This is a genomic window from Nocardioides sp., from assembly GCF_036493135.1.
In the GTDB taxonomy this organism is placed as follows: domain Bacteria; phylum Actinomycetota; class Actinomycetes; order Propionibacteriales; family Nocardioidaceae; genus Nocardioides.
On sequence record NZ_DASXQG010000027.1, the window covers coordinates 21,951 to 36,130 of the forward strand.

16 protein-coding genes are annotated in these 14,180 nt (G+C 71.7%); 6 read left to right on the forward strand and 10 right to left on the reverse strand.

The genetic code is table 11. The annotated features are described in order from the left end of the window. Positions 1-171 precede the first annotated feature (171 nt). Positions 172-1,254, forward strand: a complete 1,083-nt coding sequence (locus VGJ24_RS04235; protein ID WP_331499247.1) for a sn-glycerol-3-phosphate ABC transporter ATP-binding protein UgpC — start codon at positions 172-174, stop codon at positions 1,252-1,254. A gap of 43 nt (positions 1,255-1,297) precedes the next feature. Here VGJ24_RS04235 and VGJ24_RS04240 read toward each other — a convergent pair whose 3' ends face one another. Then, complete coding sequence (locus VGJ24_RS04240) at positions 1,298-2,254, reverse strand: alpha/beta fold hydrolase (RefSeq protein ID WP_331499248.1); 957 nt, start codon at positions 2,252-2,254, stop codon at positions 1,298-1,300. 88 nt (positions 2,255-2,342) lie between these two features. On the opposite strand from VGJ24_RS04240, the gene VGJ24_RS04245 reads away from it, so the two are divergent. Then, positions 2,343-3,158, forward strand: coding sequence for an esterase/lipase family protein (locus tag VGJ24_RS04245; RefSeq protein ID WP_331499249.1), 816 nt, complete (start codon positions 2,343-2,345; stop codon positions 3,156-3,158). Positions 3,159-3,171: 13 nt separating this feature from the next. On the opposite strand, the gene glpX is transcribed toward VGJ24_RS04245, so the two are convergent. The 4 genes from glpX to VGJ24_RS04265 are packed head-to-tail and all read right to left on the reverse strand — an operon-like array spanning position 3,172 to position 7,232. Further along, positions 3,172-4,167, reverse strand: coding sequence for a class II fructose-bisphosphatase (gene glpX, locus VGJ24_RS04250; protein ID WP_331499250.1), 996 nt, complete (start codon positions 4,165-4,167; stop codon positions 3,172-3,174). A 17-nt stretch (positions 4,168-4,184) separates the two neighbouring features. Continuing rightward, positions 4,185-5,165: an ABC transporter ATP-binding protein gene (locus VGJ24_RS04255; RefSeq protein ID WP_331499251.1), complete on the reverse strand. Its 981-nt coding sequence runs from the start codon at positions 5,163-5,165 to the stop codon at positions 4,185-4,187. Next, positions 5,162-5,974, reverse strand: coding sequence for an ABC transporter permease (locus VGJ24_RS04260; RefSeq protein WP_331499252.1), 813 nt, complete (start codon positions 5,972-5,974; stop codon positions 5,162-5,164). Before VGJ24_RS04260 ends, VGJ24_RS04255 begins: the two co-directional genes overlap by 4 nt. A gap of 22 nt (positions 5,975-5,996) precedes the next feature. Beyond that, positions 5,997-7,232: an SLC13 family permease gene (locus VGJ24_RS04265; RefSeq protein WP_331499253.1), complete on the reverse strand. Its 1,236-nt coding sequence runs from the start codon at positions 7,230-7,232 to the stop codon at positions 5,997-5,999. Positions 7,233-7,317: 85 nt separating this feature from the next. Between VGJ24_RS04265 and VGJ24_RS04270 the strand changes: the two genes are divergently transcribed. After that, positions 7,318-7,887 carry a DUF4245 family protein gene (locus VGJ24_RS04270; RefSeq protein WP_331499254.1) on the forward strand — a complete coding sequence of 190 codons (570 nt, stop codon included), beginning with the start codon at positions 7,318-7,320 and terminating at the stop codon, positions 7,885-7,887. 122 nt (positions 7,888-8,009) lie between these two features. On the opposite strand, the gene VGJ24_RS04275 is transcribed toward VGJ24_RS04270, so the two are convergent. After that, on the reverse strand, positions 8,010-8,231 hold the full coding sequence (locus VGJ24_RS04275; RefSeq protein WP_331499255.1) for an exodeoxyribonuclease VII small subunit: 222 nt from the start codon (positions 8,229-8,231) through the stop codon (positions 8,010-8,012). Further along, positions 8,224-9,465, reverse strand: coding sequence for an exodeoxyribonuclease VII large subunit (gene xseA, locus VGJ24_RS04280; protein WP_331499256.1), 1,242 nt, complete (start codon positions 9,463-9,465; stop codon positions 8,224-8,226). Before xseA ends, VGJ24_RS04275 begins: the two co-directional genes overlap by 8 nt. A 63-nt stretch (positions 9,466-9,528) precedes the next feature. On the opposite strand from xseA, the gene VGJ24_RS04285 reads away from it, so the two are divergent. After that, a complete protein-coding gene (locus tag VGJ24_RS04285) occupies positions 9,529-10,506 on the forward strand; it encodes a 4-hydroxy-3-methylbut-2-enyl diphosphate reductase (RefSeq protein WP_331499257.1) in 978 nt (325 codons plus the stop codon). 54 nt (positions 10,507-10,560) lie between these two features. On the opposite strand, the gene VGJ24_RS04290 is transcribed toward VGJ24_RS04285, so the two are convergent. Then, positions 10,561-11,040, reverse strand: a complete 480-nt coding sequence (locus VGJ24_RS04290) for a GtrA family protein (RefSeq protein WP_331499258.1) — start codon at positions 11,038-11,040, stop codon at positions 10,561-10,563. A gap of 182 nt (positions 11,041-11,222) precedes the next feature. On the opposite strand from VGJ24_RS04290, the gene VGJ24_RS04295 reads away from it, so the two are divergent. Then, entirely contained in the window at positions 11,223-11,846 is a 624-nt protein-coding gene (locus tag VGJ24_RS04295) for an L-threonylcarbamoyladenylate synthase (RefSeq protein ID WP_331499259.1), read from the forward strand. Positions 11,847-11,850: 4 nt separating this feature from the next. Here VGJ24_RS04295 and VGJ24_RS04300 read toward each other — a convergent pair whose 3' ends face one another. Further along, positions 11,851-12,282 carry a DUF6542 domain-containing protein gene (locus VGJ24_RS04300; RefSeq protein WP_331499260.1) on the reverse strand — a complete coding sequence of 144 codons (432 nt, stop codon included), beginning with the start codon at positions 12,280-12,282 and terminating at the stop codon, positions 11,851-11,853. 43 nt (positions 12,283-12,325) lie between these two features. Beyond that, complete coding sequence (locus VGJ24_RS04305; RefSeq protein ID WP_331499261.1) at positions 12,326-13,423, reverse strand: DNA recombination protein RmuC; 1,098 nt, start codon at positions 13,421-13,423, stop codon at positions 12,326-12,328. Positions 13,424-13,473: 50 nt separating this feature from the next. Between VGJ24_RS04305 and VGJ24_RS04310 the strand changes: the two genes are divergently transcribed. Then, on the forward strand, positions 13,474-14,178 hold the full coding sequence (locus VGJ24_RS04310) for a hypothetical protein (protein ID WP_331499262.1): 705 nt from the start codon (positions 13,474-13,476) through the stop codon (positions 14,176-14,178). The last annotated feature ends 2 nt before the right edge of the window (positions 14,179-14,180 follow it).

The window sequence follows — 14,180 nt, forward strand, 5'->3', positions numbered from 1 at the left end:
GCGTCACGCTTCCGCGCTCCCGCGCGCGGCGGTCCGTCTCACCTGGTGGATCGGGGCACGATTCCGGGTCTCCGGGCCTGTCCCTCCGTACGTCGACAAGCACTAGGGTGACGCCACCACTTCACTTCGGATCGTCCGGCACGTACCTGCCGGTGGAGGGAGCAGTACGTCATGGCCAGAGTGAGCTTCGAACAGGCACGGCGCTGGTATCCGGGGGCCGATGCGCCCGCCGTACCCAGCATGGATCTCGAGATCGGCGACGGCGAGTTCATGGTCCTCGTCGGGCCGTCGGGATGCGGGAAGTCCACGACTCTCCGCATGCTCGCGGGGCTCGAGACGGTCGACGAGGGCAGGATCCTCATCGACGACCGGGACATCACCCACGTCCCGCCCAAGGACCGCGACATCGCGATGGTGTTCCAGAACTACGCGCTCTACCCGCACATGACTGTCGCGGAGAACATGGGCTTCGCGCTCAAGATGGCGAAGGTCTCCGGCGCCGAGCGGCAGAAGCGGGTCGACGAGGCGGCTCGGCTGCTCGGTCTCACCGACTACCTCCAGCGCAAGCCGAAGCAGCTCTCCGGCGGGCAACGCCAGCGCGTTGCGATGGGACGCGCGATCGTGCGGAATCCACAGGTCTTCTGCATGGACGAGCCGCTGTCCAACCTCGACGCCAAGATGCGGGTCCAGACCCGTACCGACATCGCAAGGCTGCAGGCCGACCTCGGGGTCACCACGGTCTACGTCACCCACGACCAGATCGAGGCGATGACGATGGGCGACCGGGTCGCGGTGATGGACGAGGGGATCATCCAGCAGGTCGACACCCCGTTGAAGCTCTACGACAAGCCGGCCAACCTGTTCGTGGCGGGCTTCATCGGCTCTCCGCAGATGAACCTCCTCAGTGCCACTGCCGCCGACGGCGTGGCCCGCGTCGGCACGTACGACGTACCGCTGGGGGCGTCGGTGGGGAGGCCGCTGTCCGGCGACGTGACGATCGGCGTGCGGCCGGAGGCCTGGCGGCTGGTCAGCCCGGGTGAGGGTGGGCTGCCGGTGCGCGTCTCGGTGGTCGAGGAGCTCGGAGCCGACGGCTACGTCTACGGCACGTGCGACGTGGCGGGGACGCCGGCCAACATGGTGGTACGCGTCGCCGCGCGCACCGCGGCGGGCAGGGACGACGTGATCCACGTGATCGCCGACCCTGCCCAGGTGCATGTGTTCGACACCGTCACCGGCGAGCGCCTCTCGGGCTGATCGAGGCTGATCCGGGCCGATCCGAGCTGATCCGGGCCGAGACTCAGTCGGCCCGCCGGGCCGTGCGGTCGATGGCGTCGACGAACATCGGGAACAGGTCGACGGGCAGGTCGTGCCCCATGCCGTCGACCAGGACCAGCTCGGCGCCCGGGACGGCCGCCGCGGTGGCTCGACCGCCGGAGACGTGGACCATCGGGTCGGCGAGCCCGTGGATCACCAGCGTCGGCACCCGGACGCCGTGCAGGCGGTCGGAACGGTTGGGCTGGGTCAGCACCGCCAGCATCTGGCGCAGCGTGCCGCTGCGTGAGAGGCCGCGGTCGAAGGTCTCGTCGGCGACCTGCCGGGTGTCCTCTTCCAGGCGTGGGTAGCGCGGTGAGCCGATCAGCCGCCACATCGCCACGCTGTCGTCGGCGTACGCCTCCCGGCCGGGCCGGGCCGGCTTCAGGAGCGCCGGGAACAGCTTCGGGTGCTGCCAGCCGACGGTCCGCTTGCCGGTCGTCGACATGATGCTCGTCAGGGAGCGCACCCGCGCGGGCTCCTCGATCGCCATCGTCTGCGCGATCATCCCGCCCATCGACACGCCCACCACGTGGGCACGCTCGATCCCGAGATGGTCGAGCAGCCCGAACGCGTCACGCGCCATGTCGGTCATGGAGTACGGCGCGCGCACGTGGCCGCCGGCGGAGGCCCGGACCAGCATTCCGCGCGTCACCCGTCCGGCGACCTTGGTGGAGCGGCCGACGTCACGGTTGTCGAGGGTGATCACGAAGTAGCCGCGCCGGGCCAGCATCGAGCAGAGCTCGGGATCCCACCAGTTCAGCGGGCTAGCGAGGCCCATCAGGAGGAGCAGCGGGTCGTCCGCAGGGTCGCCGTACGTGCGGTAGCACAGCTCAACGCCGGTCGAGACCGGGGCGAAGAGCTCCGGCGAGACCGCCACCGACGCGTGGCCGTCGCCTGCCGGTGGCGGGGTCTCGGGCGTGGCGGAGGCGGGACCGACCATGCCATCCAGTCAACCGCATGGTTGCGACACGGCCACGGTCGGGTGGATCCGCGTACGTCGTCCCCGCGACGTCGTACCGTCGATGATCGTGGCCACGTTTCCTGTCGCCGACTTCCTGCTCCCTGAGGGCTTCGACGCCCCGGGACGCGGGGCGGTGCTGCGCGAGGTCCGGGTCGTCACCGAGGCCGGTCGGCTGGCCTGGTCGCGGTTCGAGCGACGGGTGGGCGGCCGTCGACCGCCGTACCCCGGACAGACGGTGCTGCGAGACGTGGATCCGGTCGTGCTGGTCCCCGGGTTCATGGCCGGTGACGCCAGCCTGTCCGCGCTGACGCACGCGCTGCGCGAGCAGGGTCACCGCACCTATCGGTCCCGCATCCACGCCAACGTCGGGTGCACCGTGCGCGCTTCCGAGAAGCTGGAGTCGCGCCTGGAGTCGGTGGCCGCCCGGCGCGGCCGCCGGGTCACCATCGTCGGGCACAGTCTCGGCGGTCTCCTCGCCCGCGGGCTCGCCGTACGCCGCCCCGACCTGATCTCGGGCATCGTCACCCTGGGCAGCCCCATGCTCGCCCCGGGCGCCCACCACGTGGCGCTGACCCGGAGCCTCGACGCGCTGGTCCGGCTGAGCCGGGCCGGCGTCCCCGGCCTGATGGCTCTGGAATGCGTTGCCGGCGACTGTGCGCGCACGAGCTTCGACGAGAGTCGGCTGCCGATCCCGCCGGAGGTCTCGTTCACCGCCGTCTACTCCCGGCGTGACGGCATCGTCGACTGGCGTGCCTGCGTCGACCCGCTGGCGACGGCGGTCGAGGTGCGCTCCTCGCACCTCGGGATGGTGGTCGACCCCGCCGCCATCCGGGCGGTCTGCGGCGCGGTCGCCGCCGGCCCGTCGCTGCGCTCGGAGCCCTGACGGCCGAGGGCCGTCAGAGGCCGCGCAGCTTCTCGAACTGGTGCTCGCTGGAGATGAGACGCACCGTCCCGCTACGCGAGCGCATCACCAGCGACTGCGAGGTGGCGCCGTGGGCGCGGAAGTGGACGCCCTGCATCAGCTCGCCGTCGGTGATCCCGCTGGCCACGAAGAAGCAGTCGTCGGCGGTGACCAGGTCATCGGTGGAGAGGACATGGTCGGGGTCGAGGTCGTGGCCGGCGTCGATGGCGCGCCGACGCTCCTCGTCGTCCTTGGGCCAGAGCCGGCCCTGGATCACGCCGCCGACGCACTTCATCGCGCAAGCGGCGATGATGCCTTCCGGCGTACCCCCGATGCCGAGGAGCAGGTCGACGCCGGTGTTCGGGCGTGCGGCCATGATCGCGCCCGCGACGTCGCCGTCCACGATGAACTTGATCCGGGCGCCGGTCGAGCGCACCTCGTCGGCGAGCTTCTCGTGCCGCGGCCGGTCGAGCATGACGACGGTGACATCCTCGGCGTGCGAGCCCTTGGCCTTGGCGACGGCATGGATGTTCTCCGCTGCCGACGCGCGGATGTCGACCACGGCCGCCGCCTCCGGACCGGTGATCAGCTTCTCCATGTAGAACACCGCCGACGGGTCGTACATCGAGCCGCGCGGTGCGACGGCCATCACCGACACGGCGTTGTTCATGCCCTTGGCGGTCAGGGTCGTGCCATCGATCGGGTCGACCGCGACGTCGCACTCGGGGCCGGTCCCGTCGCCGACCTCCTCGCCGTTGAACAGCATGGGGGCGTTGTCCTTCTCGCCCTCGCCGATCACGACGACGCCCTTCATCTGGACAGTGGCGATCATCTTGCGCATCGCGTCGACGGCGACCCCGTCGGCGCCTTCCTTGTCGCCACGCCCGACCCAGCGGGCGGCGGCGAGGGCCGCCGCCTCGGTGACCCGGACGAGCTCGAGCGCCAGGTTGCGGTCCGGTGAGTCGGGGGCGGGCTCCAGGCTCTCCGTCATGGGCCGGAGCCTAGCGGTCAGGGCGGGGTGGTCTCGGGCTCCGCGGCGTAGCTGCGCACCGCCGTCTCCTTCACCGACAGCCAGACCTCGCGCCCGGGCGCCAGCTCCAGCTCGGCGACCGCCGCTGGGGTCACGTCGGCGAGCAGATCGTGCTCCCCGGAGACCAGCAGCCGCACGGCGTCGCCATGCGGCGCGAGGCTGGTCACCGTCCCGGGCCACCGGTGCCGGGCCGACCCGGCCGGCTCGGCCGGCGAGACCGTGACCGAGCTGGGGCTGAAGGAGAGGAAGCGATCGCCGTCGGTGAGCACGTTGAGCCCGACCAGGCGGGCGACGTGTCGGGTCAAGGGTGCGGCGGCCACCTCACGCGGTGGCCCGACCTGCACGAGCCTGCCGTCGTCGAGCACCCAGACGAGGTCGGCCAGGGTGAGGGCGTCGATCGCGTCGTGGGTGACCAGCAGCGTGACGCCGTCGTACGACGCGAGGTGTCGGGCGAGCTCGACCCGGAGGCTCGCGGCGACCCCGATGTCGAGCCCGGAGAACGGCTCGTCGAGGAGCAGGAGCCGCGGGTCGGTGGCCAGGGCCCGGGCGATCGAGACGCGCTGCGCCTGGCCGCCGGACAGCTGGCGGGGCTTGCGCCCGGCCAGGTCGCCGACCCCGAACCGGTCGAGCCACTCCTGGGCGGTACGTCGCGCGGTGTCGCGGACGGCGCCGGCGGTGCGCGGCCCGAAGGCGACGTTCTCCAAGGCGGTCAGGTGTGGGAACAGCAGCTGGTCCTGGAACGCCATCCCCACCGCCCGCTCGCGCACGGGCAGAGAGATCCACGAGCGGCCGTCGACCCGGAGCTCTCCCGCAGCGGGCACCAGACCGGCGACGGCTCGGAGGAGGGACGACTTCCCGGCGCCGTTGGGTCCGATCACCGCCACGACCTGGCCGCGCTCGGCGATCGCGGTCGCTTGCACGCGACCCGGCACCGTGAGGTCAAGCTCGAGGGTGCTCATGGGCGGGTCAACCACCGGTTGCGGAGCAGGGCCAACACGCCGATCGAGACGATCAGCAGGACCATGCTGACCGTGCGCGCGACGAGCGGGTCGGACTGGAGCTGGGTGTAGATCAGCAACGGCATCGTCTGGGTCGTGCCCGGGTAGTTGCCGGCGAAGGTGATCGTCGCGCCGAACTCGCCGAGCGACCGCGCCCAGGCCAGCGCAGCGCCGGCGAGCACGCCGGGCATCGCCAGCGGGAGCGTGACCCGGCGGAACGTCGTCCACCGGTCGGCGCCGAGGGTGGCCGCGACCGCGTCGTACTCCTCACCCGCGGAGCGGAGGGCGCCCTCGACCGCGAGCACGTAGAACGGCAACGAGACGAAGGTGTGCGCGATCACCACGGCCGTCGTCGTGTAGGGGATGGTGATGCCGAAGCCGTCGTACAACGGCCTGCCGATGAAGCCGGTGCGGCCGAGGGCGGTGACCAGCGCGACGCCGGCGACGACCGGTGGCAGCACGAGCGGGACGAGTACGGCGGCGCGCAGCAGCGAGCGGCCGGGGAAGGCGACCCGGGCGAGCACCCACGCGAGCGGTGTGCCGAGCAGCAGGCAGAGCACGACGGTGAACGCCGAGGCGAGGACGGTCAGCCACAGGGCCTCGCCCACGGCGCGGGACGTCACCTGGTCGGCGAAGTCACTCCACGGTGTGTCCGCGATCAGGGTGACCATCGGGACGACGAGCAGCAGCGCCGCGATCGCGGCCGGAACGATCAGCGCCACTGGCGGCCGGCCGAGGCGCGCCTGCCTGAGCCGGGTCACCGATGTCACGCCCGCATTGTTCCCCACAGGTTCAGCCGACGGCCCAGAGCACGAGGACCGCCCCGAGCAGCGAGATCGGGGTCAGGGTCAACGAGACCCGGTGGAACGCCGCATTGCCCGGCCGTACGTCGTGGCGGCGCAGCGTGCGACGCCAGAGCAGGTTCGCCAGGGAACCGGACCAGGTGAGGCCGGAGCCGATGTTGAGACCGAGCAGTGCGGCGAGCACGGCGGTACTGCCGAGCGGCGCGACGATCGGCACGAGGAGCAGCGTCGCCGACAGGTTGGTGAGCGCGTTGGCGAGCAGCGTCGCGAGGAGGGCGATGCCAAGAAGTGCACCGAGGCCGGTACTCCCCGGCACGACGTTCTGCACGGCGTCACCGAGGAAGCCCTGTGCCAGCCCCGCCACCACCACGCCGAGAGCGAGCACCCAGATCGCGAAGCCCGGATGCATGGCGTGGACCACGTGGATCGGCCGGACCAGGCCGCGGCGGTGCGCCCACAGGGCAAGGACGACGGCGGCGACGAGCGAGACCCACCACGGCTCGCCGCCGAAGGGCGAGACCACCGCGAAGCCGGCGAGCATCAGCACCACGACCACCAGGGGGAACACCGGGACCGGGCCCGGGTGGGCGTCGCCACCGGCCGGTGTCACGGCGAGGCGGTCGCGGAAGACCAGCCGCAGCCCGACGTACTCCACGACCAGCACGACGCCGAGCACCGGGGCCATCCGGACCGCGAAGCCGGTGAACGTGAGATCCGTGTGGGGGAGGGCGAGCAGGTTGGTGAGGTTGGAGACCGGGAGCAGGAGCGAGGCGGAGTTCGCCATCCGGAGGCAGGCATAGGTGCCCGGCTCGTCGGGGACCGACCGCGCGATGCCGGCGGCGAGGACGACCGGGGTCAACAGCACCACCGTGGCATCCAGGCTGAGCGTGGCGGTGACGACCGCGGCCAGCACGAAGACGCCGGTGAACAGTCGGACGGCCGAGTCGCCGCTCCACCGCCCGACCCACTGTGCTGCGACCTCGAACAGGCCGGCGCGGGCACAGACATCCGCGACGACCAGGATCGTGACCAGGAAGGCGACCACGGGCGCCAGGTCGTCGACCGCGTCGCGGGCCTGGTCGAGGGTCAGCAGGCCGGTCGCCAGGGTCGCGCCGGCGCACACCACACCGGCCGCCGCCTCCACCCGGCCGCGCGGATGCCCGAACGCCACGGCGAGCATGCCGCCGAGTGCCAGCACGACGACGACGTCGGCAGTGGGCGGCACGACGGCGAGCCTAGGCCGTCCCCCTTCCGCGGCCCTGGGGGTGCACCTGTGAGGATTGGGGCCTCATGGGTGCAGGGGATGTGAGGTGAGCGAGCAGCCGGGTCGGTACCAGCGCTCGACGTCCGGCATGATCGGCGCGCTGCTCGTCACGCTGCTGGTGATCCTGGCCTTCGTCGGCTTCCGGGCCTTGAACCGGTCCGACCTCGACGTGAAGCCGGAGCACGTCGACTACCTCGCTCAGGTGAGGTACGCGCAGCAGGCCGGCTCCCACGTGGTCTACCCCTCCCGCCTCCCCTCCGGTTGGTACGCCACCCAGATCACGGTGTCGCCCGGGAAGCCCGTCGAGATGGAGCTGTCCATGCTCACCGGCGAGGGGGAGTACGTCGGGATCGTCGAGTCGCCCGAGTCGGCACCCGAGCTGGTGACGACGTACGTCGACCCGCATCCGCAGGCGGGTGCCCCGGCGATCGTCGACGGGTCGGTGGCGAGGCGGTGGGACACGTGGACCGACAGCGGCGGTGACACCGCGCTCGTCGCCCGGCGTGGGCACGGCTCGTCGGCGGGGTCGCTGCTGGTGTTCGGCTCCGTGCCACGGGCCGAGCTCGAGCAACTGGCGGCCTCGCTGACCACCGCTGCGATACCGGGCGAGGGCTGACGGGGGGCTGTCGTAACCGCGCGATCGCGCGGTTATGACACCGAAAACGCCTGCGCGCCTGTCACAACGGCGCGATCGCGCAGTTATGACAGCACGCCGGACACCATCATCCGGGGCGCAGGTCAGTCCTCGTCGGCCTCGATCGCCGCATCGAGGCGACGCCGGGCCCCGTCCAGCCACTCCTGGCAGATCGTGGCGAGTCTTTCGCCTCGTTCCCAGAGCGCCAGGCTCTCCTCGAGGGTGGTGCCGCCGGCCTCGAGGGCGCGGACCACCTCGATCAGCTCGGCGCGCGCCTCCTCGTAGCCCGGACGGTCCTCGCCGTTGCTCGGGGTCGTCTCAGCCATGGCTCTCCTCGATCGAATCGGCCTCCACACCGGTGGTGGTCGCGGCAATCCTGCCGTCTGCCACCCGGATGCTCAGCGGTGTCCCGTCGGTCACCCCGCCGACCGAGGTCACGACCTCGCCCCCGGCGTGCTGCACCACGGCGTATCCCCGCTCGAGCGTGGCCAGCGGGGACAGCGCCTGGGCTCGGGCGCGCTGGTGCGTGACGTCGTCGTGGGCACGGGCGAGCACGTGGTCGAACGCACGGCGGCCGCGGTCGCGCAGGTCGATGAGCTCGACGGACCGGGCGTCGAGCAGGTTGCGCGGGTCGGCCAGGGCGGGCCGGGCCCGGAGCTCGGCGAGCGCCTGTGACTCCCGCTCCACCAGCTGACGGATCATGGACCGCAACCGGTCGCGGGCCCAGCTCACGCCCTTGAGCTCCTCGACCATGTCGGGCACCAGGTGCTTGGCCGCGTCGGTGGGCGTGGAGGCGCGCAGATCCGCGACGAGGTCGAGCAGCGGGGTGTCCGGTTCGTGGCCGATGGCCGACACGACGGGCGTGCGGATGCCGGCCACGGCGCGCACGAGAGCCTCGTCGCTGAACGGCAGGAGGTCCTCGACCGAGCCTCCGCCACGCGCGACCACGATCACGTCGACGTGCTCGGCCCGGTCGAGACGCTCGAGGGCGTCGATCACCTCGTTGGCGGCGCGCGTGCCCTGCATCGCGGCGTACGCCGTCTCGAAGGCGACGCCGGGCCAGCGGCGACGGGCGTTCTCCACGACGTCGCGCTCGGCCGCGGAGCCCGGGGCCGTGATCAGGCCGACGCATCGAGGCAGGAACGGCAGCGGCTTCTTCAGCTCGGCGGCGAACAGCCCCTCGGCGGCGAGCAGCTGACGCCGGCGCTCGAGCCGGGCGAGCAGCTCGCCGAGCCCGACCATCCGGATCTCGCGGGCGACCAGGGAGAGCGAGCCGCGGTTGGCGTAGTAGTCGGGCTTGGCATGGATCACCACACTGGCGCCCTCGACCAGCGGCGGGTTCAGGCTGTCGAAGAGGGTGCGGGCGCAGGTGACCGGCACGGAGATGTCTGCGGCCGAGTCGCGCATCGTCATGAACACGGTGCCGACACCCGGCCGGCGGCTGACCTGGGTCATCTGTCCCTCTACCCACACCGCCCCCAGCCGACCCACCCACTGCGAGATGGCCAGGGCGATCTGCCGCACCGGCGCGGGCGCCGACGGGGAGGTCTCCAGAGCCATGCGGCGACCCTAGGGCAGCCCGCCGACTCGGGGGTTCGCCCCGCCGCCGGTAGCCTCGACGACATGAGTGTCGACCTGGGTATGCCCACGAAAGGCGTCCGCCTGGCCGCCCCGCGCGGCTACTGCGCCGGCGTCGACCGCGCGGTGATCACCGTCGAGAAGGCCCTCGACCTGTACGGCGCGCCCGTCTACGTGCGCAAGCAGATCGTGCACAACAAGCACGTCGTCTCCGACCTCGAGTCCCGCGGCGCGGTGTTCGTCGAGGAGCTCGACGAGGTGCCGGAGGGCGCGACGGTCGTGTTCTCCGCCCACGGAGTCTCGCCGACGGTCCACACGGAGGCCGCCGCGCGGAACCTCAAGACCATCGACGCGACCTGCCCGCTGGTGACCAAGGTCCATCACGAGGCGAAGCGGTTCGCGAACGACGACTACGACATCCTCCTGATCGGCCACGCCGGTCACGAGGAGGTCGAGGGCACCTCGGGCGAGGCACCCGAGCACATCCAGCTGGTGCAGGGGCCCCGCGACGTCGCGAGCATCGTGGTCCGTGACCCGTCGAAGGTCGCCTGGCTCTCCCAGACCACCCTGTCGGTCGACGAGACCCTCGAGACCGTGGATGCGATCCGGCAGCGCTTCCCCGAGCTGCTCGATCCGCCCAGTGACGACATCTGCTACGCCACGCAGAACCGCCAGCTCGCGGTCAAAGAGATCGCGCACGACGCCGACCTCGTGATCGTCGTCGGCTCGGCGAACTCCTCGAACTCCGTCCGGTTGGCCGAGGTCGCGCTCGAGGCCGGCGCCAAGACCGCCCATCGCGTCGACGACGCCGCCGAGATCGACGAGTCGTGGCTGGTGGGGGTCGACAAGGTCAGTGTCACCTCGGGCGCCAGCGTGCCCGAGGCGCTCGTCGAGGGGGTGCTGTCCTACCTGGCAGAGAAGGGGTACCCGGACGCCGAGGCGGTGCACAGCGCCGAGGAGTCGCTCATCTTCGCGCTGCCTCCGGAGCTGCGACGAGATCTGCGGGCCGCTGCCAAGGGCTGACGGCGCCTCCGGCGGTCGGTTGACGCCGCCTCCGGCGGCGGTTTCGCCGCGCGGTCACGGCCTCGCAGGCTCGGCCGTGCGCTTGCTCAACGCTCCCGCGCTGTCGCCGCCCCCGCCTCCGGCGGGTGCGGCGGCGCGGTCGCCCCAGACCACGTATCGATAGAGCAGGAAGTTCGCCACGACGCTGCCGCCGAGCGCCACGACCTTGGCGACCATCAACGGTGTCGCCGCCACGTCGTACGCCGCGTGGATCAGCAGGGGCTGGAGCAACCACATCGTGAAACCGTTGGTGGCCAGGAACAGTCCCGCCTGGCGCCAGGTGACCCGGTCCGCGCCGAACGTGTGACGCCCGTTGACCACGAAGCTGAACGCCATGCCGGCCGACGTCGACACGAAGTTCGCGACAAGGATGCCGAGGGGCGCGTTCAACACCCAGAACAGCCCGACGTCGATAGCGGTGTTCACGACACCGACGGCGGCGAAGCGCACGACGGTGACGGGCAGCGCTCGCCGCGCACCACCGCTCTCGGCCATGTCACCGAGGGTGACACGGGTGGTCCGGGAGCGTCGGCGGAACGGCCAAACTTGACGTCGGGTCATGCCCGAGGTGTACGTCGTGAGCCTGCGCGTCCGCTGCGTGCGACCTGTGGGTGTGCTGCGAACCTGTCGACCATGCGACGGACCCGCGGGACGCCAGACACTCCTAGACTCGCCCCGTGGCGACGTTCGTCGACGTCCATCCCGACAACCCCCAACCGCGGCTGATCGCGCAGATCGCCGGCGCGGTGCGTGCCGACGAGCTGATCGCCTACCCGACCGACTCCGGCTACGCGCTCGGTGCCCGCCTGGGGAACCGTGACGGACGCGACCGGATCCTGACGATCCGCGAGCTCGACGACAAGCACCACTTCACGCTGATGTGCTCCGACTTCGCCCAGCTCGGGCAGTTCGTGCAGATCTCCAACAGCGCGTTCCGGGCCATCCGCCACGCGACCCCGGGCCCCTATACGTTCATCCTGCCGGCGACGGCCGAGGTCCCGCGCCGGCTGCTGCATCCGAGGAAGCGCACCGTGGGGGTGCGCATCCCCGACCATGCGCTCTGTCAGGCGCTGCTGTCCGAGCTCGGCGAGCCGATGCTCACCAGCACCCTGATCCTGCCGGGCGAGACCGAGCCGAGGGCGCTGGGCTGGGAGATCAAGGAGGAGCTCGACCATGCCGTCGACCTCGTGGTCGAGGCCGGCGAGACGCTCGCGCAGCCGACCACCGTCGTGGACTGGTCGGAGGGCTATCCCGAGGTGATCCGCCGCGGCGCGGGAGATCCGGACCGGTTCGAGGAGTGAGCCCTCAGCGGCCCGCACGCTGACGCAGGACGAGCGTCACCAGGCATACGGCGTACCCGATGAACAGCGCCACGGCGTGGTGCGCGAGCCCGGTGATCACCGCCTGGACCACGCTGTCGTGCCGGTGGGCGATCACCCGGGTGCCGTTGAGCGCGACCAGGACCATGGTCCCGAACATCAGCAGTGGCGGCAGGACGCCGACCGTGAAGTAGTCGCGGGGCCGGACCATGAGCGCCGAGGCCAGGCAGATCGCCACGAAGCAGACGTCGAAGAACAGCCCCAGATGGCCACCGACGGCGATCTCGACGGTGGCCGCGGTGAGCGTGAGCGCACTGGCCAGGGCGACGACTTCGCTCCCGCGACTGACGCCGTCCCAGACGGGGCGCAGCGGCTCGCGGCGGGGCGAGAGGCGGGGGTGTCCCGGGCGCGCCCTCACGTCACTCACCGTGCCTCCGGGTGAGCTCGCGCCGCACGCGTGGTCACGGCCCCACCGTATGCTCGCGCGAGTCGTCGTTGCTCGCGGCGCGCCGAGGCAGCGGATGGACCGAGCCGACCGGTCGCGCGGTCGACTCGACCGCTCGGACCCCCTCCAGCCGGTCGTCGGTGGCATCGAGCTCCTCGAAGCGGCGAGCCCCCACGAGCACCCGCGACTCCCACGACCCGACCGCCTGGTTGTACGCCGCGACGGCGCCGTCGAGGGAGCGGCCGAGCTTGCCCAGGTGACCGCTCATGGTCCCGATCCGCTCGTGCAGGTCGCGACCGACGCGATGGATCTCGCGGGCCCGGTCGGCCAGGGCCTCGTGGCGCCAGCCGTGGGCGACCGTGCGGAGCAGTGCGATCAGGGTGGTCGGGCTGGCGAGGACGACGCCGCGGTCTGCGGCGTACTCGATGAGCGAGGCGTCGGCCTCGAGCGCCGCGGACAGGAACGACTCCGCGGGCAGGAACAGGACCACGAACTCCGGCGTCTCGGGCAGAGAGCGCCAGTAGCGCTTCGAGCCGAGCAGCTCGACGTGGGCGCGGAGCTGCCGAGCATGCCTCGCCAGGTGGGCGTCGCGCTGGTCGGGGTCATCGGCGGCGATGGCGTCCAGGAACGCGTCGAGCGGCACCTTGGCGTCGACCACGACCGACCGCTCGCCGGCGAGGCGGACGACGACGTCGGGCCTCAGGGTGCGGTCGGCGCCGTCGTGCAGGTGGACCTGCTCGAGGAAGTCGCAGCGGTCGACGAGACCCGCCACCTCGACGGCACGGCGCAGATGGAGCTCGCCCCATCGTCCGCGCACCTGGGGCCGGCGCAGCGCGGTCGACAGGGTCTGGGTCTCGCGACGCAGGTCGTCGGTGGTCAGCCGCATGTCGAGCACCTGCTGGTGGAGCTGGCCCTGCCAGGACGCCCGCGCGTGGTCGAGGTCGTGGAGCTGGTCGCTGAGCCGGTCGAGGCCCTGCATCACCTCGGCCTGGTCGACCAGACCCTGCCCCAGACCGTCGACGTACGCCGGTCGCGAGCGCGCCCAGAGCACGCCCACCGCGGCCCCCAGCGCGAGCCCGACCAGGAGCATCAGGAGTGCCGACATCATGTCCATACGGGCGAGGGTGCCAGGGACCACCGACAACAGTGGATAGCGTGAACCCCATGAGTCACAGAAGGCACACCTGGGCGGCCGTGGTCGGGTCCGTGGCAGCGCTCACCCTGCTGTCCGGCTGCTTCGGCTCGGGCTCCCAGGAGTCGACCGCGGCTCACGGCACCGGTCACCACTCCCGGACCACGGAGCCCACGGGGCCCACGGGGCCCACGGGGCCCACGGTTCCGACCGACCCGACGTCGACCATCGGCACGTCCCAGCCACCGACGACGGCACCGTCTTCGTCGGTGCTCCGGTTCAGCCCGAAGTCCGGCGGCAAGCACCTCGACGACTGCCAGCGGCTCGTCCCGGGCGACGATCCGGCCGAGTTCCTCTACTACCCGGTCCTGGTCAAGGCCTCGAGCCCGGTGACCCTCGACTCGATCGGCGACCTGCACACCACCCAGGGCGTCGTCCTGGCGGGGTCGTGGGTCGCACCGAGTGCGCCGACCGGGGAGACGGGCACCGTGAAGGGGTGGCCACCGGGCAAGATCGTCACCGGAGACCCGAACCTGCAGTGGAGCAAACGGATGACCGCAACCGGCGCGACGCTCGACCCTGGCGTGGGCTGGTACAACGTCTTCCTCCGACTCCAGGTCGATCCGACGCCGGGCGACTCGGCGACCAAGGGGCTCGTTTTCCGCTACCACGACGCCGACGGCGCCGCCCACACCGACACCTGGGTCGCGACGACGAAGTTCTCGATGTCCTGCTGAGG